This is a genomic window from Alloalcanivorax sp. C16-2 (assembly GCF_046507615.1).
GTDB classification, from domain to species: Bacteria; Pseudomonadota; Gammaproteobacteria; order Pseudomonadales; family Alcanivoracaceae; genus Alloalcanivorax; species Alloalcanivorax marinus_A.
Genome location: NZ_JBKFTL010000005.1, coordinates 183,624 through 206,905 on the forward strand (window position 1 = coordinate 183,624; position 23,282 = coordinate 206,905).

Below are 23,282 nucleotides of genomic sequence, written 5' to 3' on the forward strand. Positions count from 1 at the left end.
GAAGCCCGCTCCGTCGCCGGAGACGTCAGGCCCGTTCGACCTGACACATCAGCGGATGCTGATGTTCGCGGGCGTAGTCGACCACTTGCGCGGCCTTGGTCTCGGCGATGTCCTGGGGATAGACCCCGCACACCGCCTTGCCTCTCGTATGCACCGTCAGCATCACCTGGGTGGCTTGCTCCCGGTCCATGCGAAAGAAGGTTTCCAGCACCTCGACGACGAAATCCATGGGGGTGTAGTCGTCGTTCAGCATCATCACCTTGTACATGGGCGGACGCCTGAGTCGAGGCTTGGCCTCCTCAACGGCGGCGTCGTCCTGACGATCGGGGGTTTGCGGCGGCTCCGGGCCGAGCCGCGACACCCGCGACGCCATGGTGAGGACGGCGTTCGACGCGTCCTTGCTTCGAGATGTGGGTTCGTGCTGCCTGTTCATAACCTTCTCTAACGGTTGTATACCCGCTGGCGTCAGCAGGCAATCAACAAATGAGGGGTATCACGGTGTTTTTCAATCCCGGCGGCGGAGGGGTTGACACCCCGCCGACCATAGGGAACAGTTGTTCAAAAACCAACCTATTCTAACTGAGCCGGGGGTGGTTGTGTGGCCCACAGCCAGCGGCCAGAGGGAGCACCATGGCAACGGGAACGGTTAAGTGGTTCAACAACGCCAAGGGATACGGATTCGTGCGGCCCGATGAAGGCGGTGACGACCTGTTCGTACACTACTCCTATATACAGGAAGAAGGATACAAGACCCTGTACGCGGGACAAAGCGTGGAATACGAGCGCCGCGAGGCCAGCAAGGGCTATCATGCGGTGAATCTTAAACCGGGGGACGTGAAGAATGGGGAAGCTCCCTCTTCCCGCCGACCGGGCAAGGCACGGCGGCGGGATCGGGAAAGCAACGCCGTCTCCCCGGAGTGAGGAGGCCGGCGCGGTGGGCGTTCAGACGCCCATGTGCTCGATCACGGCATCGCCGAACTGAGAACATTTGAGCAGGGTCGCATCGGGCATCAGACGCTCGAAGTCGTAGGTCACGGTCTTGGCGGCGATGGCGCCTTCCATACCCTTGATGACCAGATCGGCGGCGTCGTCCCAGCCCATGTGACGCAGCATCATTTCCGCGGACAGAATCAGCGAACCCGGGTTCACCTTGTCCTGGCCGGCGTACTTCGGCGCGGTGCCATGGGTGGCCTCGAACAGCGCCACGGAACCACCGATGTTGGCGCCCGGCGCGATGCCGATGCCGCCCACTTCCGCCGCCAGGGCGTCGGAGATGTAGTCACCGTTCAGGTTCAGGGTGGCGATCACGCTGTAGTCGGCGGGACGCATCAGGATCTGCTGCAGGAAGGCGTCGGCGATCACGTCCTTGATGACGATGTCCTTGCCGGTGCGCGGGTTCTTCATCACCATCCACGGGCCGCCGTCGAGCAGCTCGGCGTTGAAGCGGTCGCGGGCCAGCTCGTAGCCCCAGTTCTTGAACGACCCCTCGGTGAACTTCATGATGTTGCCTTTGTGCACCAGGGTGACGGAATCCTTGTCGTTGTCGATGGCGTACTGGATCGCCTTGCGCACCAGACGCTGGGTGCCTTCACGGGAAACCGGCTTGATGCCAATGCCACAGCCCTCGGGGAAACGGATCTGGGTAACGCCCATTTCCTCACGCAGGAACTTGATCAGCTTGGTGGCCTCCGGGCTGTCGGCGGCCCACTCGATGCCGGCGTAGATGTCCTCGGAGTTCTCCCGGAAGATCACCATGTCGGTGAGCTCGGGGTGCCGTACCGGGCTGGGCACGCCTTCGAACCAGCGTACCGGGCGCATGCAGGTGTACAGGTCGAGTTCCTGACGCAGCGCCACGTTCAGGGACCGGATACCGCCGCTCACCGGAGTGGTCAGCGGGCCCTTGATGCCGACGGTGAATTCCCGCAGCGCTTCCAGGGTTTCTTCGGGCATCCAGGTGTCCGGGCCGTAGACCTTGGTGGCCTTTTCGCCGGCGAACACTTCCATCCAGTTGATGCCACGCTTCGCCCCGTAGGATTTTTCCACGGCGGCGTCCACTACTTTGATCATCACCGGCGAGATATCGACGCCGATGCCGTCCCCTTCGATATATGGAATGATCGGATGGTTGGGGACATTCAGGGATAGGTCCGCATTTACGGTGATTTTGTCACCGTCTGCCGGAACCGTGATCTTTTGGTATCCCATCTACACTACTCCCTCTGAGAAAAACCGTAGGATTCGGTTGCGGGGCGAGAGTATAGCACCCAGGTGCTACTCTTGCTTGGCTTCCAGCCCGCCGCAGCGAGATTTCGTCCATGGCAAGACTGATTTTGTTTAACAAACCCTTTCAGGTGCTCTCGCAGTTCAGCGACGAGCGGGGAAGACGCACCCTCAAGGACTACATCCCGGTGCCGGGCGTCTACCCCGCCGGCCGGCTGGACTGGGACTCCGAGGGCCTGTTGCTGCTCACCGATGACGGCGCCTTGCAGGCGCGCATCGCCAGCCCGCGCTTCCATTTGCCCAAGACCTACCTGGCCCAGGTGGAGGGCGAGCCCGGGGAAGCGGAACTGGAGCGGCTGCGGCGCGGCATCACGCTCAAGGACGGACCCTGCCGGCCGGCGCCGTCACGGGCCATCGACGAGCCCGCGCTGTGGCCCCGCGAACCGCCGGTGCGCACGCGGCTCACGGTAGCGGACCGGTGGCTGGAAATCACCCTGGACGAAGGTCGCAACCGCCAGGTGCGGCGGATGACCGCGGCCATCGGCCACCCCACCCTGCGGCTGGTGCGCTGGCGCATCGGCGACTGGACTCTGGACGGGCTCGCCCCGGGGGAATGGCGGGAACTTACCGTGCACGCTCCGAAGCCGCGCCCATCCAGCGCGCGGCCGCCTCGGCGTCGCGCTCGCGGGCCTCGACCCAGTGCCAGCCGTCGTCGTTGAGCTCCTTCTTCCACAGCGGCACCTGGCTCTTGAGGATATCCATCAGAAAGGCGCAGGCCTCGAAAGCCGCGTGGCGATGACCGGCCCACACCACCACCCGCACGATTTCCTCACCGACCTGGATTTCACCGATCCGATGAATTATTTCGATGGCATTGAGAGTCCAGCGCTCTCGGGCGTGTTCGGCGATCCGCGTCAGGGCGTTTTCGGTCATGCCCGGATAGTGCTCCAGAAACAGCGCCCGCACCCGGCCGGATTCGTCGCGCACGCGACCGGAAAAGCGTACCTCGGCGCCACTGCGGCCATCCTGGCCCTCCACGGAGGGCACGCCTTCCAACGGCTCGGCGATGATCGCCACCCGGATGTCGGTCTCTGCGTTGATGGCGGTCATCTCAGCCTCCGGTCACCGGCGGGAACAGGGCCACGGTGTCACCGCCGGCCACCGGACTGTCCGGCGTCGCCAGCTCCTCGTTGATCGCCACCATGCGCCGGGGGGTGGCCTCGAGGGCGATGCCCACCGCCGGGTACTCGGTGGTCAGCCAGTCGCATAACGCCGCTACCGTGGTTACCGCCGCCGGCGGGCTTACCCGCAGTACCTCCTCGCCAACCCGCTCACGCAGGGCGGCGAAAAAGCGCACCTCGATGATGGTCCCGTTCATGGGGCCTCCCGACGGAATTCACCGCTGCGGCCACCGGTCTTTTCCACCAGATGGACGTGTTCGATCTCCATGGCCCGGTCCACCGCCTTACACATGTCGTAGACGGTGAGCGCCGCCACCGAGGCGGCGGTGAGCGCCTCCATCTCGACGCCGGTGCGGCCCTTGAGCTTACAGCGGGCATCCACCCTCAGACCGTCGGCGCCGTCCGGCTCGAGCTGCACTTCCACGCCGCTGAGCATCAGGGGGTGGCACAGGGGAATCAGGTCCCAGGTCTTTTTCGCCGCCTGGATACCGGCCAGGCGCGCCACCGCCAGCACGTCGCCCTTGGGATGTTCCTGGTCCAGAATCATGGCCAGGGTGCGTGGCGCCATGCGCACACGGGCGCGGGCGTGGGCGGTGCGGGCGGTGGTGTCCTTGTCGGTGACATCGACCATGCGGGCGCGGCCCTGGTCGTCCAGATGGCTAAAGGAATCATTCACGGTCTTGCTTTCTCCCGGAGGTGGCTCCATACAACGGCCCGGCGGCTGTCACGGCGGCCTCCGGTGCGCTACCATCTGCGCCCGCTGACCGATCACGATGCCCGGCTGGAGCCTTCGATGAACAGCTTCGAACCGCACATTACTGTGGCCACCATCGTCGAACAAGAGGGCCGCCTTTTGTTCGTGCGCGAAATGCAGGCCGGCCAGGCGGTGCTCAACCAGCCCGCCGGGCACGCCGAGTTCGGCGAGGACCTGATGCAGGCGGCCTACCGGGAAACCCTGGAAGAAACCGCCTGGCGGGTGGAGATCACCGACCTGCTGGGGTGGTATATTTTTCAGCCCCGGCCTGGCGCCGGTGTCTATTATCGCACCTGTTTCGTGGCCCGGGCCCTGGGCCACGATCCGCACCAGAAGCTGGACACCGGTATTCTGGAGGCGCTGTGGCTGAGCCCGGAGGAACTCCAGGCACGCCGCGACGAGCACCGCGGCCCCCTGGTGGAACGCTGCGTGGCGGATTACCTGAGCGGCCGCCGGCTGCCCCTGGACGCCATCTACCAACACCCCTGGCCGCTGCAGCGCGGCTGAGCGAACGGCGAAACGAACCATGTCCGAATCCCTGCACCGTCAAGCCCCCCGCGTGATCGTCGGTATGTCCGGCGGCGTGGACTCCTCGGTGGCCGCCGCCCGCCTGCTGGACGCCGGCTACCGGGTGGAAGGCCTGTTCATGAAGAACTGGAACGAGGACGACGGCACCGAATACTGCACCGCCCGGGAGGACCTGCTGGACGCCATGCAGGTGGCCGGGGTGCTGGGCATCGAGCTGCACACCGCCAATTTCGCCGGTGAGTACTGGGACCGGGTGTTCGAGCATTTCCTGGCCGAATACCGGGCCGGGCGCACCCCCAACCCGGACATCCTGTGCAATAAGGAAATCAAGTTCCGGGCCTTTCTGGACCACGCCCTGACCCTGGGCGCGGACTACATCGCCACCGGCCACTATGCACGGGTGGAACATGATGGCGAACGCGGCCGGCTGCTGCGCGCGGTGGACCTGAACAAGGATCAAACCTACTTCCTGCACGCCGTGGGCGGCGACAAATTCGCGCGCACCCTGTTCCCCCTCGGCGACCTGGAAAAACCGGAAGTGCGGCGCCTTGCCGCCGAACGGGGCTTCGACAACCATAAAAAGAAGGACTCCACCGGCATCTGCTTCATCGGCGAGCGCCGCTTCAAGGACTTCCTTGAGACCTACCTGCCCGCCCGGCCCGGAGATATCGAGGACGATCACGGCCACTTGATCGGTCGCCATGACGGGCTCATGTACTACACCCTGGGCCAGCGCCAGGGCCTGGGCATCGGCGGACGCGCCGACGCCGGCGAGGCGCCCTGGTACGTGGCCGGCAAGGACCTGGAACGCAACGTGCTGATCGCCGTCCAGGGCCAGGACCATCCGCTGCTGTTCAGCAATGAGCTGACCAGCGCCGAGGTGGACTGGATCGCCGGCGCCGCGCCCGCCCTGCCCGCCCGGCTCACCGCCAAGACCCGCTACCGCCAGGCGGACCAGGACTGCCGGGTCGAGGACGCCGGCGCGGATCGCGTCCGGGTGGTGTTCGATCACCCCCAGCGGGCCGTTACCCCGGGCCAGTCGGTGGTGTTCTACGACGGCGACACCTGCCTGGGCGGCGCCGTGATCGAGGAGACCCGATGAATCACGAACAGCAACAAATGCTGGCCCTGGCGGCGGTGTTCGAGGCCGCCGTGCTGGCCGACCGCATCGCCACCGGCGCCGACACCGACCCCGGCGCCATGGAGGCTCTGTTCGGCGGCGTGATGACCATGGACACCGAGACGGCCACTGGCGTTTACCCCGCCCCGGAGCGTCTCCAGGACGGCATGCGCCTGCTTCGCCAGAGCCTGAGCCGGCAGCAGTCCCGCGAGTCAGCGCGACCGCTGAGCTATGCCCTGGCCCTGCTGCACCTGTCCGCCAAACTGCGCAAGAACAGCGACGTGATCAGCATCCTGCGCCACCGGCTGATCGCCCTGGAGGGCCAGCGTGATCATTTCGACGGGCTCACCAGCGCCACCTTCTGCCACCGGCTGGCCGGCATCTATCTGGATACCCTGGGTACCTTCCGATTCCGCATCCGGGTCCAGGGCGACCCGGCCAAGCTCCAGGACGAGGACAACGCGGCGCGCATCCGCGCGCTGTTCCTGGCCGGCGTGCGCGCCGCCTTCCTGTGGCACGCTCACGGCGGTCGCCGCTGGCGGCTGCTGTTTCAGCGCAAGCAACAACTGGAAGCACTCAATAGCATTAAAAACAATAACTTATAATATAAAACTAAAGTAAATTATAGATTGCGCCGGCGGCGCGCGATTCCCGGTTATTTGCGGTATGATTGCGCCCGCCAAAGGTTTCCCATTTCAGGAGTCCCCCATGTCCAGCCTTAATCCCCTCACCGCCATTTCCCCGGTGGACGGTCGCTACGCCGGCAAGTGCGAGCCCCTGCGCGCCATCACCAGCGAATATGGCCTGATCCGCTACCGGGTCCACGTGGAAGTGAGCTGGCTGGAACAACTGGCCCATGAAAAAGCGATCCCGGAAGTACCGCTGATGAGCGGCAAGGCCGCCTGGCACCTGCGCGGCGTGACCCGGGATTTCGAGGAGAAGGACGCCGAGCGCATCAAGGAAATCGAGCGCACCACCAACCACGACGTCAAAGCCGTGGAGTACTTCATCAAGGAACGCATGGCCGAGCACGAAGAGCTCGACAAGATGACCGAGTTCGTCCATTTCGCCTGCACCAGCGAGGACATCAACAACCTGTCCTACGCGATGATGCTGCGCGAGGCCCGCGACGCCCTGCTGCCCAAGCTCGACCAGATCATCCGCTCCCTGCGCCAGCTCGCCCACGGCCTGGCGGATGTGCCGATGCTGTCGCGCACCCACGGCCAGTCCGCCTCCCCCACCACCGTGGGCAAGGAAATGGCCAACGTGGTGGAGCGCCTCAAGCGCCAGCGCGATCAGTTCGTGGCGGTGCGGATTCTCGGCAAGATCAACGGCGCGGTGGGCAACTACAACGCCCATTACGCGGCCTATCCGGACGTGGACTGGCCGGCTTTCGCGCGGCGCTTCGTGGAAAGCCTGGGACTGGCCTTCAACCCGTTCACCACCCAGATCGAGCCCCATGACTGGGTAGCGGAGTATTTCCACGCCCTGATGCGCTTCAACACCATCCTGCTGGACTTCGACCGGGACGTGTGGGGCTACATTTCCCTGGGCTACTTCAAGCAGCGCGCCGTGGAAGGCGAAGTGGGCTCCTCCACCATGCCGCACAAGGTCAACCCGATCGACTTCGAGAACTCCGAGGGCAACCTGGGCATCGCCAACGCGGTGATGGGCCATCTGGCCGCCAAGCTGCCGGTGTCCCGCTGGCAGCGCGACCTCACCGATTCCACCGTGCTGCGCAACGTGGGCGTGGGCCTGGCCCACAGCCTGATCGCCTACGAAGCCTCCCTGAAAGGCATCGGCAAGCTGGAGGTCAACCCGGAGCGCCTCGAGGATGACCTGGACCACGCCTGGGAAGTGCTCGCCGAACCGATCCAGACGGTGATGCGCCGCTACGGCATCGAGAAGCCCTACGAAAAGCTCAAGGAACTGACCCGGGGCAAGGCCATCACCCAGGAGGCGCTGGCCGACTTCATCGATGGCCTGGCCATTCCCGAGGACGCCAAGGAGCGTCTCAAGGCGCTCACCCCGGGTGGTTACACCGGCAACGCCGGTCGCCAGGCCCGCGACGTTCAGTAACACCGCCGCCGGCCCGAGCGCCGGCCCGGAGCTTTGATGACCGTGGATGCCGTTTCGCCGCGTTTCACGCTGCCCCTGGCGCCTGGGGATTTCCTGGCGCGCTACTGGCAACGCGCCCCCCTGTTCATGCCCGCCGCCGCTGCCGGGCTCGAACACCCGGATGCCGACACCCTGGCGGGGCTGGCCCTGGAGCCGGAGGTGGAATCCCGCCTGATCGAAGGCGCCGGCGATGGCCCCTGGTCCCTGGAGCAAGGCCCCTTCGAGGAGGCCCGCTTCAGCGAGCTGGGAGAGCGGGACTGGACCCTGCTGGTGCAGTCCGTGGACCACTACCTTACGGAAGTGTCGCTGCTGCTCGACGATTTCGCTTTCCTGCCCGGCTGGCGTCTTGAGGACATCATGATCAGCTACGCCGCCGAAGGCGGCAGCGTAGGTCCGCATTTCGATCAGTACGACGTGTTCCTGATCCAGGCCAGTGGCCGGCGTCACTGGCGGTTGGGGCCCGTCTGCGACGATGAAAGCCGCCTGCGCGGCGATGTTCCGCTGAAAATGCTGGCCGACATGCCGGTGGACGGCGAGCATATCGCCGGCCCCGGCGATGTGCTTTACCTGCCCCCCGGCGTGGCCCATCACGGCGTCGCCCTGGACAGCGACTGCGTGACCTGGTCGGTGGGCTTCCGGGCCCCGGACTACCGGGATCTGCTGGCGGAGGTGGTAGCCGAGACCCTGGCCGAGAGCCCCACCCGCCTGTACGCCGACCCCGGTCGCGCCCTGACCACCGACCCGGGCCGGCTCGACGCCGGTGAGCGCGAGGCCATGCTGGACGCGGCGCTGGCGCTGTTCGACCGGGACGCTGGCCGGCGCGCCCTGGCCCGCTGGCTCAGTACCCCCCGGCAAACGGGACTTGATTTTCTGGTCGACCCGGCGCACATTCGCGCCGCCGACCCGGATGCCGCCCTGGTGCGCCACGGCGGCGTACGCCTGCTGGTGGTGGACGACACCGCCTGGCTGAACGGCGAGGCCTGGCCGCTACGCGGCTCCCAGGCCGCCCTGGCCGGGCTGCTTGCCCGCCAGCGGCGCTATACGAACGACGAGCTGGCCGCGGTGCTCGACGCCGACAGCCGGCCCCTGCTGGATCACTGGATAGACCAGGGCTACTTTGCCGAGCTTTAACGAGAACGCCATGGCCTTTAGCATCATTGAGACAACCTGGGACGAACACCGCGCCGAACTGAGCGCCCTGCGCGAACGTATCTTCATTGGCGAACAAGGTGTCCCGGAGGAACTGGAATGGGACGGCGCCGACCCCGCCGCCCGGCACTTCCTGGCGTTCGACGACGCCGGCAAACCGATCGGTTGTCTGCGCCTTCTGGGCAGCGGCCAGATCAGCCGCCTGTGCGTGCTGGAAACCCACCGCAACAGCGGCGTTGGCCGCGCCCTGCTGGTGGCCGCCGAGGAAGCCGCCCGCGCCGCCGATATGGGCGAGGTGTTCCTGTACGCCCAGACCCACGCCACCAGCTTCTACGAAACCGCCGGCTTCAGTGTCTCCGGCGGCATCTTCATGGACGCCCACATCCCCCACCGGCAGATGTTCAAGCTGCTGGACTGACATGCGCTTGCGGCTCGGCGAGGACGATACTCTGCATCACCCGGACCCGAGCCAGGCCGCCGGAGCCCTGGCCGACCTGATCCGTGCCTGCCGGCGTCGCCTGTGGCTACGGGTGCCGGCCCTGGACGCGCTCACCGCCGACCCGGCGGTGCTCGACGCCCTCAAAGCCCTCGCCCTGTCCTCGCCCCAGGCCGATCTGCGCGTACTGTTCGACGACGTGGACCAGGCGGTCAAACGCGGCCATGGCCTGGTGCATCTGGCCCGCCGCCTGCCCTCCCGCCTGCATTTGCGCCAGACCCAGCCCGACGACGCCGATCCAACGCTGTGCTTCGCGGTGGCCGAACGCACCGGCCTGTTCGAAGCGACCGGCTGGCCGCGCCCGGAACGCCTGGACCTGTGCGCCCACGCGCTGCCCCGGGCACCGCGCCGCGCGGAACACTTCGGCCGTGTCTGGGAGCGTGCCCGAAGCAATCCGGAGTTGCGCGAATTGCGCCTGTGACCTTATCCGGCGCGGCAAAAAGCGGCATCATAAGAGCCGCACAATAACGACGAATCAAGAGAGACCCATGGCCGAGAGCACCAAATACCTGCTGTCCGAAGAACGCATGCCCCGCGACTGGTACAACATCATGGCGGACTTTCCGACGCCCATGGCCCCGGTGCTGCACCCCGCCACCCACCAGCCGGTGGCCCCCGGCGATCTGGCACCGCTGTTCCCGGACACCCTGATCGCCCAGGAGATGACCACCGAGCGGCACGTGGAAATTCCCACTCCGGTGCGCGACATCTACCGCCTGTGGCGGCCCAGTCCGCTGATCCGCGCGCGCCGTCTGGAAAAGGCCCTGGACACCCCGGCGAAGATTTACTTCAAGTACGAAGGGGTCAGCCCGGCGGGCTCCCATAAGCCCAATACCGCCGTGGCCCAGGCGTTCTACAACGCCGAGGCCGGCATCAAGCGGCTCACCACCGAAACCGGCGCCGGCCAGTGGGGCTCATCGCTGGCCTTCGCCGGCAGCCTGTTCGACCTGCAGGTCAAGGTGTTCCAGGTCAAGGTGTCGTTCCAACAGAAGCCCTACCGGCAGGCGCTGATGCGCACCTACGGCGCCGAATGCGTGGCCTCGCCCTCCAACCTCACCGAATCCGGCCGCGCGATCCTGGCGGAGAACCCGGATCACCCGGGCAGCCTGGGCATCGCCATCAGCGAGGCGGTGGAACTGGCTGCCCAGGACGAGGGCACCAAATATGCCCTGGGCTCGGTGCTCAACCATGTGATGCTGCACCAGAGCGTAATCGGCCTGGAGGCCATGGAGCAGTTCGAAATAGCCGGCGACGACCCGGACATCATCATCGGCTGCACCGGTGGCGGCTCCAACTTCGCCGGCATCGCCTTCCCGTTCCTGGGCGCCCAGCTGCGTGGCGGCAAGCGCCGCCGCATCATCGCCGTGGAACCGGCCGCCTGCCCCACCCTGACCCAGGGCCGCTTCGCCTATGATTTCGGCGATACCGCCCATCTCACGCCGCTCACCAAGATGCACACCCTGGGCTCCAGCTTCACGCCGCCGGGTTTCCACGCCGGTGGCCTGCGCTATCACGGCATGGGCGCCCAGGTGTCCCATGTGCTGGAGCTGGGCCTGATCGAAGCGCGCGCCTATCAGCAGCTGGGTTGCTTCGAGGCGGCGGTGGAGTTCGCCCGCCACGAGGGCATCGTGCCGGCGCCGGAGTGCACCCACGCGGTCAAGGGCGCCATCGATGAGGCCCTGCGCTGCAAGGCGGAGGGCAAGTCGGAGACCATCCTGTTCAACCTTTCCGGCCACGGCCATTTCGACATGCAGGCCTACATCGATTATTTCGACGGCAAGCTGGAAGACGGCGACTACGACGCCGCCGGCGCCGAGGCGGCGCTGTCGCGTCTGCCACAACTGGGCTGATCATCAAGAGGGGAAAAAAATGGCGTTTTTCGACGGTTTGATCGCGCTGATCGTGCTGGGGCTGGTATTGATGGGCGTCGGCTTCGGCGCCCGCCAGTCCGCCTGGGGCCTGACCCTGCTGGCCCTGGGCACGATCTGCATGCTGGCCACCATTGGCTATAAGGTCTACATGACCGTTCAGTGATCCAGCCCGGCCACCAGCTCCCAGAGCCGGTGGCCGCTGTGACGGTACTTTTCCTCGAAATCGGTGATTGGCTCACCGTCCCCGCTCAGCGGCGACACCGTCGCCGCGCGGCCCGCCACCTCCAGCGCCCGCGCCATTTCCCTGGCGTAGAGTTCCCAATTGGTACGTAACACCAGGGTGCCCCCCAACGCCAACAGATGGGGAAACACCGGGTGGCCGTGCCAGCGGCGCTTCAGGTGCGCGCTTTTCGGCCACGGATTCGGATACAACAGGTAATGGCGCCAGGGTCGCCAGCCGGCGGACTCCGCCAGACGCCAGAAGCCGGCGCAGTCGGTACGCAGCAACAGCAGATTGCCCGGCGCCTCGAAGCGCCGCGCCGCCCGTTCCAGACGGTGGGCGGACTGGTCCAGCCCCAGCACCAGCGCCTCCGGGTAGCGGCGCGCCAACCATACCGAGGAGCGGCCGGTACCACAGCCGGAATCCAGAATCAGGGGCCGGGCCTGGTCACCGAGCCACTGCTCGGCGCGGGCGAAGGCCTGGCGATCGTGGTCCGCCAGGGGAGCCCGCCAGACATGGCCCAGATGGCGACGCACGGTGTCCGCCAATGACGAATGCGGCCCGCCCTGGTTGCTGGTCACGGCCCGGCTGTTACCGAACATGGAAAGCCTCGAAGATGGAAATCACGGACGTTTTACGGTGGTTTTTCACAAATTCCGCTGTGCGGTTCCCGGCCGGCGTCATGATTCGATACACTCCGGCGCGTTACGGGAGAGTTTTTCATTATGCGTTTTTTCCTGCCTTTTTTCTGCCTTTTCCTGCTCACCGCCTGCCAGGGTCGCGACATCGAGAAAGAGGATTACGAGGACGATTTTCTTCTCGTCGCCCATCAGAGCATCAAGACCTCCGGCTCTGACTACGGCCAAAAAGTGGACCTGCAAGCCATCGTTCGGAACCGCATCGCCGACGATGCCGGTAGCGGCCTGTGGCTGCGCACCACCCTGCCCTGGCTGCGTATTGGCGGCGGTCAACTGGACACCCGTGACCTGGCCCGCCTGGGCGACCGAGCCGAACCATTTCGACGGTTCCAGGAGAGCGGCACCCTGAGCCGCGTGAAGAACGGGCGCATTACCGAGACCCGTCTGGCTGATCCGGAGCTTGAGCAACGTTTGCAGGAACGTTTCGGTGACAAGATCGAGCAGTTGCTGGACCAATCCACCGCCACCGCCGTACCGCTCCCGGATGACCCTCAACCCGGCGATACCTGGCAGGCCAGCGCCTCTCTCTGGGGGTTGCCCAAGGTCGAGGCCGACTACCGGGTTCTGGCACGGGACGGGGAGCGGGTACTGGTGGCCATGACGCTCAACGGCGAACGGGTGGAAGGCCAGGCGCGCATGATCGCGCGCTGGCCCAGCGGCATGCCCGAGGCGCTGCGCCTGCACAGCGAGCTGTACATGCCCGACCAGGACGCGCTTGTAGAACAGCGCTTGCAACTGGTGAGCCAGCGCCACTATCCCAACCTGGTGCGGGATTGGGACGTGGACCCCACGCATCTGCAGATGCAGGCCGATTTCCAGAAACGTCAGTTCCGTGAAATGCCGCTGCGCGAACCCGACGACACCCTGCCGTTACGGGACCGTGCCGACATGGATGCTCTGCTCGACAGCCTCGAGGACAGCTTCCTTTATCAGGTCGAGGAACAGCGGGTGATGACCCGCGGTGACTGGGCCCTGGCCGCGCCGCTGCAACAACAAGCGGAATTGCACTTCACCGGCTTCAATGGCGACGCCCCGGACGGTCTGGTGCTGAACCGAATGGCGGAGAACGGCGGCTTCTTCCGGCTCGCGGAGCCGGGCCCGCCGGACATGGACCTGGGCCGGGATTTGCTCATCGCCACCGCGCCGGACGCTTTCCAGCCCGGCAAGCCGCTGTCGCTCACCGCCGAGGCCCGGATCTGGGAGCCCGCCGAGCCCGTTACCCTGATCAAGGGCGACCCCGTTCCCGACGGCGTGAGCGTGCTCGACTGGGGGGAGCAACGTCTGGACCTGCGCCTGGAAGACGGCCAACCAGTACGCGCCCAGCCCCTGGACGCCGACGGCCGCCCCCTGCCCATGGCAATGACCCTGCGCCCGGTTAAACAAGCCGACGAGAGCCCGGAGACCTTTATCGAGCGCCTGTCGCTGAACCCGGCTCCGCTGCGCCTGAGCCTGCGCACCGATACCCCCATCGCCGCGCTTCGCCTCACCCCCATGGAGTCACGGCGGCGCGCCCTGACCATGACGGTGCGCCCCCAGCCGGACGACGGCGACCTTCATCCCCCTGGTGCCCGGCACCAGCTCCCGGGCCTGCGCGACGCCCCGGACGATACCGCCCGGCTGCTGCGGGACATCGAGTTGCAGGCCCTCGACCACCATCGCCTGCGGGTCACCGGCCCGATCGGTTTCCGCCTGTGTAACGTAGTCCCCGAGGGCGCCCCGGACTATCACGGCACGCCACTGCATTTCACCTGGTCCGCCCCGACGCGGCACGAAGAAGACGGCCGCCCCGGGTTCGAGCTGCGCACCAAGGACGACCGGATTCGTTATTTCTATGGCCGGCGCCTGTCCTTCGAGGCGCGCTGCCCGACCCGGGTGGAAACGGTAGTCCTGACCCGGGAGCAGCCCGGTTGCGCGCGCTTCGAAGGCGATAACGGCGTGCTACTGGGCGACGATTGCAAGGCGGCCCACTACGACGCCCTGGACGACACCGGCCTGGCCCTGCGTGAACTCGGTGAGGACGACAACGGCGTGCTGCGCTTCTGGGGCCCGGTGAAATCCGTCCGCCTGCTGCGCACCCACGGTGAACAGACCCGAACCCTCGAAGCCACCCTTCCGGAGCTGCCGCAATGAGCGTTTTCCCATGGACCCGGAACCTGATCCTGCTGCTCGGTGCCCTTCTGCTGGCCCGGGCGGCCCACGCCGAACGCCTCTACTTCACCGATTATGGCTACCCGGCCAAGACCGAGCAGGCCCGGTTTTTCTATGTGGACACGCCCCTGCCGGAGAATCCGGACGGCCCCGGCTATCTCTATAAGGCCTATTACACAAGCAACGATGCGCTCTATGCCGAGGGGGCCCGCGCCGGCACCGACAAGGACGCCGACTGGTATGGCGACTGGCGCTATCTCTACCCGGACGGCACCCTGAAGGAAAAAGGGCACAGCGACGAACAAGGCCGTCTGGACGGCGAGATCATCTCCTACCACGAGAACGGCCAGGAGGATAAATTCAGGCCTTACCGCCACGGCAAGCCCCACGGCGTGGAGAAACACTACGACGAGGACGGCAACCTGCTGGCCCGGACGCCCTACAAGGACGGCGCCGTTACCGGTATGCGGGTGGCCTACTACCCCAAGGTCGGCGACCAGGAAGGCGGCAAGGATGGCGGCCAGATCCATGAGGAAAGGCGCTACAAGGGCGGCCGCTACGACTTTCTCTTCAACCGCTATGACCGCGACGGCAACCCGCTCGCCCACGAGGCCTATGTGGCCCCCGGGATCCTGATGGGTTGGCACAAGAACAGCGATGGCGTCTACCTGAGCCGCGAAGCCACCTACCAGCGCGATGCACAGGGCCGGTTCCGTAACGACGCGCCGGTGTGGCTACGTCTCAAGGCGGAGAATAACCCGGACGGCACGCTGAGGTTCGTATACCTGCGCTACCCGAAAGAAGACAGCGTGTGGAAAATCGGCTTCGCCAACGATCGGGTAGTGAAGCTGCAACACCTGATCGGCGGGATTGCCCAGGGCAAGGCCATCATCGGCCAGTACAGCGGCGCGCGGGAGGAAGGCCAGATGAAGGATAGCCGGCGCGACGGTGAATGGCGCGGTTACGACGACCACGGCGACCTGATCGCGGTAAAGCGGTTCCGGAACGGCCAGCGCCACGGCGAAAGCCGCGAACGCAGCGGCCCGGAGAACCAGCGCTGGACCTACCATGAGTACCGCCAGGGCAAGAAGGACGGCCCCTGGCACACCGAAAACGCTGACGGCGAAGTGCTGGAATCCGGCCGTTATCGGAACGACAAGCCGGTGGGCGACTGGCGCACCCTGGACACCAACGGCAACGTGGAGCAGGCACATTATGTGAACGGCGAGTTGCACGGTGACTGGACCCGAAGTACCCCGGACGGCACCCTGCTGGATCAGCGCCACTACCGGAACGGCAAGGCCATCGGCGACTGGGTGAGCCATGACAAGGACGGCAACCTGGTGTTCCGGGCCCACTTCGTGAATGGCGAAAAAGAAGGCGAAGCCTTCAAGGTGCTGTATGAAGGGCGCCAGAGACATGCCCATTTCAAGGCCGGCAAGCGCGACGGTGAATACCTGGAAACCAGCCCCGAAGGTTACCCTCGACTGGTGGGCCAGTACCGCGACGACAAACGCCAGGGGCGTTTCATCGAATACGATGAGGAAGGCCGGGTGGAACGCATTACCCCGTACCGGGACGGCCTGGAGAACGGCGAAGGCTGGATCAGCGACCGCGACGGCAAGATGGTACCGGCGCGCTGGCGCAACGGCGACCGCCTCAAGCCCTGACCCGGCCCGCCGGGCGACGGCAAGGAAGCCGCTCCTCGCCCCATCGACGGGCCCGGGGCGGCCTGTGCAGCCCGGCCCCGTTGTCGCTATGATGCGAGTTCGACCTTTTCCTGGGACCATCGTCATGCGCATGCCAAGTCGACGCCGATGCACGCCCGGCCACCGGACGCTGGCCCTGTTGCTGCTGCTGATCGTCGCCCCGCTGCTGGCCCGCGCCGAGGCCATGTCGATCCATGTCATCCAGCGCGCCGATGCCCAGGCCCTGGTGCCGGTGATCCGCCCCCTCCTTCCGGAGGGCGGCTACGTCAACGCCTACCAGGGCAAGCTGGTGATCCGCACCACCAGCGCCAATTTCGACCAGGTTCTGGCCGCCCTCGGCGACATGCCGGAAGTGCCGCGCACGGTGACCGTGCACCTGCGCCGCCGCGCCGACGGCGAACGCGGTGGCGGCGGCGTCACCCTGGGGCCGGACGGCATACGGGCCGGGGCCGGCTCGATCAGCCACCAGCGCCAGGACGACTACCGCATCAACACCCTGGCCGGCCACGCCGCCGGCATCAGCCAGGGCACCCTGGTGGCCCTCACCGGCACCCAGTACCCGGCACTGATGAGCCTGAAACAGGGCATCCGGATCACCCCGGTGCTGACCGGGGACGGTCGCGTGCGCCTGACCGTGGCTCAGCGTTTTGACGAACCGGCCGGCAATGGCCTGGCCCGTACCCAGGGCAGCGACACCACCCTGGTGGTGACACCGGGACAATGGCAGGCCCTGGGCGCCATCACCGTCAGCGAGCGTACCGGAGCCCGTGGCCTGAGCGGCGCCGCCACCCACAGCGAACGGCTCGATCTGCCCCTGGAAGTCAAAGTGGAGATTGGCGGTCGCTGACCCAGCCGGCGGGACAATTCGGCGCCCCAACATCGAGCATTCACATCTTGTAACGCACCGGAATCGGGCGCGAATTCGTCCTCAAGCCCCTTACATGGCGGTGTCCGACCCTTCTCTCACCGTCCCATGATATGGCCCGCTTATTGCTAATGCTTCTCCTGCCCTTGTAAATTTACTAATCGATTAATTAATATGTCGATTAGTCGCGCTAACAACAAGGCTCAACAGGAGAACTGCGATGCGAAAACTGATTCTGGCTCCAATAATTGCGACTGCTCTGATGGCCTCTACCCAGGCCTCGGCGCAAGACACCCTGAAAATCGGGCTGATCCAGCCCCTCACCGGTTCGGTGGCCTACAACGGCACCGCCGACGCCAACGGTGCCCGGCTCGCCGTCAAGGAGCGCAACGCCAACGGCGGCGTGCTCGGCAAGCAAGTGGAACTGATCCTCGAGGACGGCCAGTGCAGCCCGGCCAACTCGGTGAACGCCGCCGAGAAACTGATCCAGCGCGACAAGGTAGTGGCTCTGGTCGGCGCCTTCTGCAGCTCCGCCACCTCGGCGGTGATGCCGGTGGCGGGCAAGTACAAGACGCCCTTTCTGACCGGCGTTTCCTCCGAAGCCAGCCTCACCGAGAAAGGCAACCCCTACTTCTTCCGCTCCGCGGAAACCGACGCCCTGCTCGGCAAGGCGTTTTCCCGGTTGATCGTCGACAACCTGGGCCTCAAGAAAGTGGCCTATATCGGCGTCAACGACGACTGGGGCCGGGGCAGTGCCAAGGCGTTCGAGCAGGAGTTATCCAGCCACGGCGTGGAAACCGCGCTGATCGAATACTTCAACCATGGCGCCACCGACTTCTATACGCTGCTCACCAAACTGCGCGGCTCCGGTGCCGATGGCGTGTTCGTGGCCGCCGAAACCCAGGACGGTTCCACCCTGGTCAAGCAGATCAAGCAGTTCGGCATCGACATGGACGTGTTCGGCGTCGGCTCCTGGGCCACCAGCGACTTCATCAAGATCACCGGTGACGCGGCGGAAGGCATCTATGCCGCCGTGCCCTATGTGTCCAACCTGCCCGGCGAGCGCAACGAGCGCTTCGTGAAGGAATACAGCGCCGCCTACGACCACGCCCCCGGCAAATACGCCGCCGCCGGCTACAACTCCATGAACATCATGATGGACGCCATCGACCGGGCCGGCGACACCGACGCCCAGGCCATCGTCGACGGGCTCCACGCCACCGACTACGAAGCCCCCAACGGCCGCTACCGGTTCACCGAAAAGGGCCAGGGCTACGGCTTCGAAGCGGCACTGGTGCAAATCCAGGACGGCCACACCGAGGTGGTCGCCACCACCCGTATCGCCAACCCCGAAGCCGACAGCGGCGGGCAATAATCCATGGATATGTTGTTGCAGTTTGTCGCCAACGGTCTGGTGTCGGGAGCGTTCTACGCGCTCTCGGCCCTGGGCCTGACCCTGATCTTCGGGCTGATGCGGGTGGTCAACTTCGCCCACGGTGAGCTCTATATGCTGGGCGGCGTGATGGGCTGGCTGGCCACCACGGTGCTCGGCCTGAACTTCTTCGCCGGCCTGGCGCTGACCCTGGCGGTGATGGGCGCCTGTGGCTGGCTGGTGGATCGCTTCCTGATCGAGCGGGTGCGCGACCAAGGCGAGGAGCCCAGCATTCTGCTCACCATCGGCCTGTCGATCTTCCTCACCAACACCGCCCTGCTGCTGGTGGGCACCGCGCCGCTGACCATCGAGGGCCCGCTGCCCAACAAACCGGTGTTCCTGGGCCCGGTGGTGCTTACCGAGCTGCGCGTGTTCGCGGTGGCCGCCTGCGCGGTGCTGATTCTCGCCGCCCACCTGGTGATCCGTCACACGCGGCTGGGGCGCGCCATGCGCGCCACCTTCCAGGACCCGATGGCGGCCCGTCTGGCGGGCATCAACACCGCCCGCGTCTATGCCAGCACCTTCGCCCTGGGCACCATGCTGGCGGCTTCCGCCGGCATGCTGTTGGGCTCGATCTACTCCACCCACGTCAGCGCCGGCGGCGTGGTCAGTCTCAAGGCGTTCGTGGTGGTGATCCTGGGCGGCATGGGCAGCTTCGCCGGCGCCATCGTCGGTGGCCTGCTGCTGGGCGTGGCCGAGGCACTGTGGGGAGGCTACATCTCCACCGGCACGGTGGACATCATCGGCTTCATCATCGTGATCCTGACTCTGATCTTCAAACCCTACGGGCTGTTTTCAACCCAGGTGGAGAGGGCCTGAGCATGAAATTCGAACGCAATACCCTGCTGGTGCTGGGCCTGATCGCCCTCGCCTTCCCGTTACTGGTGGGCGACCAGTACCTGCTGCACATCGGCATCATGGTGCTGCTGTACGCGGTGCTCGCCACCAGCCTCAATCTGATCGTCGGCTATGTCGGCGAGTTCTCCCTGGGCCATACCGCCTTTCTTGGCCTGGGCGCCTACACCGCCGCGCTGCTGTCATTGCGGCTGGGGCTGCCGGCCTGGGCCACCATCCCGCTGGCCGGAGTGGTCTCGGCCCTGTTCGGTGTCGCCATCGGCGCCATCACCCTGCGCCTGCGCGGGCCCTACTTCGTGATCATCACCCTGGCGTTCGCCGAGGTACTGCGGCTGATCGCCAACAACTGGGTGGGCTTCACCAACGGCCCCATGGGCCTGTCCGGGGTGGCGCAACCGGCGCTGCTGGCGGACGCCTCGCCGCTGATGGCCAAGCGCTTCTATTTCTATCTGGCCCTGGCCCTGACCGCTCTGGCTCTCTATCTGGCCTACCGGTTCGTGTACTCCAACAATGGCCGTGCCGCGGTAACCGTGCGCGAGAACCGCTTCGTCGCTCAATCCGTGGGTATCCGTCCGTTCGTCTACGCCATGCGGGCCTTCGTGCTGGGCGCCTTCCTGGCCGGCCTGGCCGGTGGCTTCTATGCCCACTACATCACCTTCGTGGGCGCCAATGTGTTCGGTTTCGCGTTCATGGTGAGCATGATCATCATGGTGCTGATCGGCGGCAAGGGCACCCTGATCGGCCCCCTTCTGGGCGCTCTTCTGGTCACCCTGCTCACTGAGTACCTGCGTGAACTGCAGGAACTGAGGCTGTCGCTGTTCGGGCTGATCGTGATGGGCGTGGTGTTGTTCCTGCCTAATGGCCTGATGGGTTTTCTCAATCACCGTCGCGAGCGCAACCAGAGCGATGACACCGCCGACACCGCGACCCGCGTTCAGGGAGGCCCGGCATGAACCCGACGCAAACCAACCCGCCCTTGCTGACCGTGGCGGGTCTGAGCAAGACCTTTGGCGGCATCAAGGCGGTGCAGGACATCGACTTCCAGGTCAACCGGGGCGAAGTGTTCGGTCTGATCGGCCCGAACGGCGCCGGCAAGACCACCTGCTTCAACCTGATCACCGGTTTCTACACGCCCACCACCGGCCAGGTCGCCTTCCAGGGGCGGGACATCACCGGCCAGAGCCCTTACCGGATCGCCCGCCAGGGGCTGGTGCGCAGTTTCCAGAAAACCAACGTGCTCAAGCCGCTGACGGTGTTTGAAAACGTGCTCGCCGGGCACTACCTGAGTGCCAAGCAAAGCCTGTTGAGCACCTTGTTTCCCACCGCGCCGGTGCGCAAGGCGGAACGGGAAGCCCGTGACAGCGCGGCGCGCATCGTCGCCCTGCTGGATCTGGGCGCGCGCCTGGATACACCGGCCTACCGGCTTTCCTGCGGCGAACTGAGACTGCTGGAAGTGGCGGTGGCGCTGGCCGCCAAACCCACCCTGCTGATGCTCGACGAGCCGGCGGCCGGGCTCAACAGCCAGGAAGCGATGCGCTTCGGTGGCATTCTCAAGGAACTGCGCCGCGAACAGGTGCCGTCCATCGTCATCGTCGAACACAACATGAATCTGGTCATGGATGTCAGCGACCGGGTCATGGTGATGGACTTTGGCCGCAAGCTGGCCGAGGGCGCCCCCGCCGAGGTCAAGAATGACCCGAGGGTGGTGGAAGCCTATCTGGGGAGGGCAAGAGCATGAACGATACCGCTGTGCATGAAACCGCGCGCGATACTTTGCTGCGGGTTCGCGACCTGCATGTGGCCTACGGCAAGATCGCCGCCCTGCATGGCATCGATCTGGATGTCGCCCAGGGTGAAACCGTGGCTCTGATTGGCGCCAACGGAGCCGGTAAGAGCACCATTCTGCGAGCCATCTCCGGCCTGCTGAAACCAAGCCGGGGCAGCATCCACTGGGATGGCCGTGAAATCGCCGGCCTGCCGGCGGAGAAAGTGGTTGCCGGCGGCATTGCCCATTGCCCGGAAGAGCGACATGTGTGGCCGGCCATGACGGTGCGCGAGAATCTGATGCTAGGTGCCTTCCTGACCGGTTCGAAACACCGGGTGGAAGAACGCGTGGGCATGGCCTTTCACCGCTTCCCAAGGCTGCGCGAGCGCTACAAGCAGATGGCCGGCACCCTCAGCGGGGGCGAACAGCAGATGCTCGCCATCGCCCGCGCCCTGATGTCGGAACCACGCCTGCTGCTGCTCGACGAGCCCAGCCTGGGCCTGTCTCCGAAGATGGCCGACGAGGTGTTCGACGTGGTGCGCGAGATCAATGGTCACGGCGTTACCGTGCTGGTGGTGGAGCAGAACGTGCACAACGCCCTGGCGGTGGCCTCCCGAGCCTATGTGGTCGAGACCGGCACCATCAGCACCGAGGCGGACAGCACCACCCTGCTTGAGGACCCGGAGGTGCTGAGCGCCTATCTGGGCGCCTGAGAATACCCTTCCGTTCCGTGCGGACGACGGTGTGATCACGATCCGGAAGCACCGTCACCATAATTAATTAGTCGAATAGTTAATAAGGAGTTTTTCAATGTCTGAGCAAATTCGTGTCGCCATTATCGGCGGCGGTATCGGCGGTGTCGCCCTGGCCCGGGCCCTGAGCCGCCGTGGCATCGATTTTCACCTGTTCGAGCAGGCGCCCGCGTTTGGTGAAGTGGGCGCCGGCGTGCAGATGACCCCCAACGCGGTGAAAGTGCTCAAGGCCCTGGGCCTGACCCGGGAACTGGCGGACATCGGCTTCCTGCCGGAATCGATGCGCGGCATCAACTGGCAAACTGGCGATACCCTGTTCCGCACGCCGCTCAAGGATACCTTCCCCAAGGTCTACGGCGCCGAGTTCTACCATGTGCACCGCGCCGACCTGCACGGCATTCTGTGCGCCGACCTGCCGGCGCACAAAATCACCTTCAATGCCCGCTGCACCGGTATCGAGGAACAGAATGACGGCGTCCTGGCGCGGTTCGACGATGGCACCGAATTCAAAGCCGACCTGGTGGTGGGCGCCGACGGTATCCACTCACCGGTGCGTGCCTCCCTGTGGAGCCAGGACGAACCGCGGTTCACCGGCCATATGTGCTGGCGGGCGCTGGTGCCGGTGGATCAGCATCCGCTGCCGTTCGTTGGCCCGGACGCCGCCTTCTGGATGGGCCCCAAGGCCCATGTGGTCACCTATTACGTGAAAGGCGGCAAGGCGGTGAACATCGTCGCCGTCACCGAAACCGCCGACTGGGTGGAGGAATCCTGGACCGAACCGAGCAGCACCGAGGAGTTGCTGGCCGCCTATGAAGGCTGGAACGACGATCTGATCCGGCTGTTCAAGATGACCGACCCCAGCCAGACCTTCAAATGGGGCCTGTTCGATCATGACCCCATGGCGCGCTGGTCCACCGACCGTGCCACCCTGCTCGGCGACGCCGCCCACCCGATGCTGCCGTTCCTGTCCCAGGGCGCCGCCATGGCCATCGAGGACGCCTATGTACTGGCCGAGGCGCTGACCCACTACCAGGGCGACAGCGCCGCCGCGCTGCGCGCCTACGAACAGGAGCGCCGGCCGCGCACCTCCGAAGTGCAGTTGCAGGCCCGTGAGCGCGGCCGCAGCTACCACCTGTCCACGCCGGAAGAACTGCGTAAGCGCGACGAGGCGTTCCGCGAAGCGCAGAAGAAGGACCCCAACGCGGTGGGTATCCGCGCCGAGTGGATCTACGAATACGACGCCACCACCTGCGCCGAGCGGTTCGACGCGCCCGCCACCGCCTGACCGGAGCGACGCCATGCACACAGCCGACAAAAAAAATCGCTATCGAATTGGCCAGATCGTTCCGAGCTCCAACATCACCATGGAGACCGAGATCCCGGCCATGCTCACCGCCCGGC

26 protein-coding genes are annotated in these 23,282 nt (G+C 65.7%); 20 read left to right on the top strand and 6 right to left on the bottom strand.

All coding sequences use genetic code 11. From position 1 onward, the window contains the following. Positions 1–25: 25 nt before the first annotated feature. Complete coding sequence (gene clpS / locus ACLD02_RS17780) at positions 26–373, bottom strand: ATP-dependent Clp protease adapter ClpS (RefSeq protein WP_203101878.1); 348 nt, start codon at positions 371–373, stop codon at positions 26–28. 257 nt (positions 374–630) lie between these two features. Between clpS and ACLD02_RS17785 the strand changes: the two genes are divergently transcribed. Beyond that, positions 631–921: a cold shock domain-containing protein gene (locus ACLD02_RS17785; RefSeq protein WP_203101787.1), complete on the top strand. Its 291-nt coding sequence runs from the start codon at positions 631–633 to the stop codon at positions 919–921. Between the two features lie 21 nt (positions 922–942). Here ACLD02_RS17785 and icd read toward each other — a convergent pair whose 3' ends face one another. Continuing rightward, entirely contained in the window at positions 943–2,205 is a 1,263-nt protein-coding gene (icd, locus tag ACLD02_RS17790) for an NADP-dependent isocitrate dehydrogenase (protein WP_203101789.1), read from the bottom strand. 110 nt (positions 2,206–2,315) lie between these two features. On the opposite strand from icd, the gene ACLD02_RS17795 reads away from it, so the two are divergent. After that, positions 2,316–2,939 (top strand): pseudouridine synthase, encoded by a 624-nt coding sequence (locus ACLD02_RS17795; protein WP_203101791.1) that lies wholly within the window; start codon positions 2,316–2,318, stop codon positions 2,937–2,939. Here ACLD02_RS17795 and ACLD02_RS17800 read toward each other — a convergent pair. The 3 genes from ACLD02_RS17800 to moaC are packed head-to-tail and all read right to left on the bottom strand — an operon-like array spanning position 2,845 to position 4,032. After that, positions 2,845–3,330 carry a molybdenum cofactor biosynthesis protein MoaE gene (locus tag ACLD02_RS17800; RefSeq protein ID WP_410299311.1) on the bottom strand — a complete coding sequence of 162 codons (486 nt, stop codon included), beginning with the start codon at positions 3,328–3,330 and terminating at the stop codon, positions 2,845–2,847. The two genes, ACLD02_RS17795 and ACLD02_RS17800, sit on opposite strands and share 95 nt — an antisense overlap. Before the next feature lies 1 nt (position 3,331). Continuing rightward, positions 3,332–3,598, bottom strand: coding sequence for a molybdopterin converting factor subunit 1 (moaD, locus tag ACLD02_RS17805; RefSeq protein ID WP_410299312.1), 267 nt, complete (start codon positions 3,596–3,598; stop codon positions 3,332–3,334). Continuing rightward, positions 3,595–4,032 (bottom strand): cyclic pyranopterin monophosphate synthase MoaC, encoded by a 438-nt coding sequence (moaC, locus tag ACLD02_RS17810; RefSeq protein ID WP_410299322.1) that lies wholly within the window; start codon positions 4,030–4,032, stop codon positions 3,595–3,597. Before moaC ends, moaD begins: the two co-directional genes overlap by 4 nt. A gap of 162 nt (positions 4,033–4,194) precedes the next feature. Here moaC and ACLD02_RS17815 point away from each other — a divergent pair, with 162 nt between their 5' ends. The 9 genes from ACLD02_RS17815 to ACLD02_RS17855 all read left to right on the top strand — a co-directional run bounded on the left by ACLD02_RS17815 (position 4,195) and on the right by ACLD02_RS17855 (position 11,600). Beyond that, positions 4,195–4,662, top strand: a complete 468-nt coding sequence (locus tag ACLD02_RS17815; RefSeq protein ID WP_203101882.1) for an NUDIX hydrolase — start codon at positions 4,195–4,197, stop codon at positions 4,660–4,662. A gap of 19 nt (positions 4,663–4,681) precedes the next feature. Further along, complete coding sequence (gene mnmA / locus ACLD02_RS17820; RefSeq protein ID WP_410299313.1) at positions 4,682–5,785, top strand: tRNA 2-thiouridine(34) synthase MnmA; 1,104 nt, start codon at positions 4,682–4,684, stop codon at positions 5,783–5,785. Beyond that, positions 5,782–6,408, top strand: a complete 627-nt coding sequence (gene hflD / locus ACLD02_RS17825) for a high frequency lysogenization protein HflD (RefSeq protein WP_410299314.1) — start codon at positions 5,782–5,784, stop codon at positions 6,406–6,408. The genes mnmA and hflD overlap by 4 nt, the downstream gene beginning before the upstream one ends. 103 nt (positions 6,409–6,511) lie before the next feature. Beyond that, positions 6,512–7,882 carry an adenylosuccinate lyase gene (gene purB / locus ACLD02_RS17830; RefSeq protein WP_203101804.1) on the top strand — a complete coding sequence of 457 codons (1,371 nt, stop codon included), beginning with the start codon at positions 6,512–6,514 and terminating at the stop codon, positions 7,880–7,882. A gap of 36 nt (positions 7,883–7,918) precedes the next feature. Continuing rightward, a complete protein-coding gene (locus tag ACLD02_RS17835; protein ID WP_203101806.1) occupies positions 7,919–9,052 on the top strand; it encodes a cupin domain-containing protein in 1,134 nt (377 codons plus the stop codon). A 10-nt stretch (positions 9,053–9,062) separates the two neighbouring features. Further along, a complete protein-coding gene (locus tag ACLD02_RS17840) occupies positions 9,063–9,488 on the top strand; it encodes a GNAT family N-acetyltransferase (protein WP_203101808.1) in 426 nt (141 codons plus the stop codon). Between the two features lies 1 nt (position 9,489). Further along, positions 9,490–9,987 carry a hypothetical protein gene (locus ACLD02_RS17845; RefSeq protein ID WP_410299315.1) on the top strand — a complete coding sequence of 166 codons (498 nt, stop codon included), beginning with the start codon at positions 9,490–9,492 and terminating at the stop codon, positions 9,985–9,987. A gap of 67 nt (positions 9,988–10,054) precedes the next feature. Further along, positions 10,055–11,416, top strand: a complete 1,362-nt coding sequence (locus ACLD02_RS17850) for a TrpB-like pyridoxal phosphate-dependent enzyme (RefSeq protein WP_410299316.1) — start codon at positions 10,055–10,057, stop codon at positions 11,414–11,416. Positions 11,417–11,435: 19 nt separating this feature from the next. Further along, on the top strand, positions 11,436–11,600 hold the full coding sequence (locus ACLD02_RS17855) for a hypothetical protein (protein ID WP_203101814.1): 165 nt from the start codon (positions 11,436–11,438) through the stop codon (positions 11,598–11,600). On the opposite strand, the gene ACLD02_RS17860 is transcribed toward ACLD02_RS17855, so the two are convergent. Next, positions 11,594–12,259: a tRNA (guanine(46)-N(7))-methyltransferase TrmB gene (locus tag ACLD02_RS17860; RefSeq protein WP_410299317.1), complete on the bottom strand. Its 666-nt coding sequence runs from the start codon at positions 12,257–12,259 to the stop codon at positions 11,594–11,596. The genes ACLD02_RS17855 and ACLD02_RS17860 overlap by 7 nt on opposite strands. A gap of 123 nt (positions 12,260–12,382) precedes the next feature. On the opposite strand from ACLD02_RS17860, the gene ACLD02_RS17865 reads away from it, so the two are divergent. The 9 genes from ACLD02_RS17865 (at position 12,383) to ACLD02_RS17905 (ending at position 23,166) form a co-directional block, all read left to right on the top strand. Then, positions 12,383–14,485 carry a hypothetical protein gene (locus ACLD02_RS17865; RefSeq protein ID WP_410299318.1) on the top strand — a complete coding sequence of 701 codons (2,103 nt, stop codon included), beginning with the start codon at positions 12,383–12,385 and terminating at the stop codon, positions 14,483–14,485. After that, positions 14,482–16,173, top strand: a complete 1,692-nt coding sequence (locus ACLD02_RS17870) for a toxin-antitoxin system YwqK family antitoxin (RefSeq protein WP_203101817.1) — start codon at positions 14,482–14,484, stop codon at positions 16,171–16,173. Before ACLD02_RS17865 ends, ACLD02_RS17870 begins: the two co-directional genes overlap by 4 nt. Positions 16,174–16,297: 124 nt before the next feature. After that, positions 16,298–17,059: a hypothetical protein gene (locus ACLD02_RS17875; protein ID WP_203101818.1), complete on the top strand. Its 762-nt coding sequence runs from the start codon at positions 16,298–16,300 to the stop codon at positions 17,057–17,059. A gap of 238 nt (positions 17,060–17,297) precedes the next feature. Beyond that, complete coding sequence (locus ACLD02_RS17880) at positions 17,298–18,452, top strand: ABC transporter substrate-binding protein (RefSeq protein WP_410299319.1); 1,155 nt, start codon at positions 17,298–17,300, stop codon at positions 18,450–18,452. Positions 18,453–18,455: 3 nt separating this feature from the next. Next, positions 18,456–19,328, top strand: coding sequence for a branched-chain amino acid ABC transporter permease (locus ACLD02_RS17885; protein WP_203101820.1), 873 nt, complete (start codon positions 18,456–18,458; stop codon positions 19,326–19,328). A 2-nt stretch (positions 19,329–19,330) separates the two neighbouring features. Next, positions 19,331–20,317, top strand: coding sequence for a branched-chain amino acid ABC transporter permease (locus ACLD02_RS17890; RefSeq protein ID WP_203101821.1), 987 nt, complete (start codon positions 19,331–19,333; stop codon positions 20,315–20,317). Then, positions 20,314–21,102 (top strand): ABC transporter ATP-binding protein, encoded by a 789-nt coding sequence (locus tag ACLD02_RS17895; protein ID WP_410299320.1) that lies wholly within the window; start codon positions 20,314–20,316, stop codon positions 21,100–21,102. The genes ACLD02_RS17890 and ACLD02_RS17895 overlap by 4 nt, the downstream gene beginning before the upstream one ends. Next, positions 21,099–21,842, top strand: a complete 744-nt coding sequence (locus tag ACLD02_RS17900) for an ABC transporter ATP-binding protein (RefSeq protein WP_203101823.1) — start codon at positions 21,099–21,101, stop codon at positions 21,840–21,842. Before ACLD02_RS17895 ends, ACLD02_RS17900 begins: the two co-directional genes overlap by 4 nt. Positions 21,843–21,939: 97 nt before the next feature. After that, complete coding sequence (locus ACLD02_RS17905; RefSeq protein WP_410299321.1) at positions 21,940–23,166, top strand: FAD-dependent monooxygenase; 1,227 nt, start codon at positions 21,940–21,942, stop codon at positions 23,164–23,166. The last annotated feature ends 116 nt before the right edge of the window (positions 23,167–23,282 follow it).

What these genes read in the sequence shown, in the direction of transcription:
- ACLD02_RS17795 (WP_203101791.1), top strand. Translation starts at nt 2,316, where the DNA reads ATGGCAAGACTGATTTTGTTTAACAAACCCTTTCAGGTGCTCTCGCAG.
- ACLD02_RS17860 (WP_410299317.1), bottom strand. Translation starts at nt 12,259, where the DNA reads ATGTTCGGTAACAGCCGGGCCGTGACCAGCAACCAGGGCGGGCCGCAT.
- ACLD02_RS17850 (WP_410299316.1), top strand. Translation starts at nt 10,055, where the DNA reads ATGGCCGAGAGCACCAAATACCTGCTGTCCGAAGAACGCATGCCCCGC.
- ACLD02_RS17870 (WP_203101817.1), top strand. Translation starts at nt 14,482, where the DNA reads ATGAGCGTTTTCCCATGGACCCGGAACCTGATCCTGCTGCTCGGTGCC.
- moaD (WP_410299312.1), bottom strand. Translation starts at nt 3,598, where the DNA reads ATGAACGGGACCATCATCGAGGTGCGCTTTTTCGCCGCCCTGCGTGAG.
- ACLD02_RS17835 (WP_203101806.1), top strand. Translation starts at nt 7,919, where the DNA reads ATGACCGTGGATGCCGTTTCGCCGCGTTTCACGCTGCCCCTGGCGCCT.
- moaC (WP_410299322.1), bottom strand. Translation starts at nt 4,032, where the DNA reads ATGGTCGATGTCACCGACAAGGACACCACCGCCCGCACCGCCCACGCC.
- ACLD02_RS17905 (WP_410299321.1), top strand. Translation starts at nt 21,940, where the DNA reads ATGTCTGAGCAAATTCGTGTCGCCATTATCGGCGGCGGTATCGGCGGT.
- ACLD02_RS17880 (WP_410299319.1), top strand. Translation starts at nt 17,298, where the DNA reads ATGCGAAAACTGATTCTGGCTCCAATAATTGCGACTGCTCTGATGGCC.
- ACLD02_RS17785 (WP_203101787.1), top strand. Translation starts at nt 631, where the DNA reads ATGGCAACGGGAACGGTTAAGTGGTTCAACAACGCCAAGGGATACGGA.
- icd (WP_203101789.1), bottom strand. Translation starts at nt 2,205, where the DNA reads ATGGGATACCAAAAGATCACGGTTCCGGCAGACGGTGACAAAATCACC.
- ACLD02_RS17885 (WP_203101820.1), top strand. Translation starts at nt 18,456, where the DNA reads ATGGATATGTTGTTGCAGTTTGTCGCCAACGGTCTGGTGTCGGGAGCG.
- clpS (WP_203101878.1), bottom strand. Translation starts at nt 373, where the DNA reads ATGGCGTCGCGGGTGTCGCGGCTCGGCCCGGAGCCGCCGCAAACCCCC.
- ACLD02_RS17865 (WP_410299318.1), top strand. Translation starts at nt 12,383, where the DNA reads ATGCGTTTTTTCCTGCCTTTTTTCTGCCTTTTCCTGCTCACCGCCTGC.
- ACLD02_RS17840 (WP_203101808.1), top strand. Translation starts at nt 9,063, where the DNA reads ATGGCCTTTAGCATCATTGAGACAACCTGGGACGAACACCGCGCCGAA.
- hflD (WP_410299314.1), top strand. Translation starts at nt 5,782, where the DNA reads ATGAATCACGAACAGCAACAAATGCTGGCCCTGGCGGCGGTGTTCGAG.
- ACLD02_RS17895 (WP_410299320.1), top strand. Translation starts at nt 20,314, where the DNA reads ATGAACCCGACGCAAACCAACCCGCCCTTGCTGACCGTGGCGGGTCTG.
- ACLD02_RS17890 (WP_203101821.1), top strand. Translation starts at nt 19,331, where the DNA reads ATGAAATTCGAACGCAATACCCTGCTGGTGCTGGGCCTGATCGCCCTC.
- ACLD02_RS17900 (WP_203101823.1), top strand. Translation starts at nt 21,099, where the DNA reads ATGAACGATACCGCTGTGCATGAAACCGCGCGCGATACTTTGCTGCGG.
- ACLD02_RS17875 (WP_203101818.1), top strand. Translation starts at nt 16,298, where the DNA reads ATGCGCATGCCAAGTCGACGCCGATGCACGCCCGGCCACCGGACGCTG.
- ACLD02_RS17800 (WP_410299311.1), bottom strand. Translation starts at nt 3,330, where the DNA reads ATGACCGCCATCAACGCAGAGACCGACATCCGGGTGGCGATCATCGCC.
- purB (WP_203101804.1), top strand. Translation starts at nt 6,512, where the DNA reads ATGTCCAGCCTTAATCCCCTCACCGCCATTTCCCCGGTGGACGGTCGC.
- ACLD02_RS17815 (WP_203101882.1), top strand. Translation starts at nt 4,195, where the DNA reads ATGAACAGCTTCGAACCGCACATTACTGTGGCCACCATCGTCGAACAA.
- ACLD02_RS17855 (WP_203101814.1), top strand. Translation starts at nt 11,436, where the DNA reads ATGGCGTTTTTCGACGGTTTGATCGCGCTGATCGTGCTGGGGCTGGTA.
- mnmA (WP_410299313.1), top strand. Translation starts at nt 4,682, where the DNA reads ATGTCCGAATCCCTGCACCGTCAAGCCCCCCGCGTGATCGTCGGTATG.
- ACLD02_RS17845 (WP_410299315.1), top strand. Translation starts at nt 9,490, where the DNA reads ATGCGCTTGCGGCTCGGCGAGGACGATACTCTGCATCACCCGGACCCG.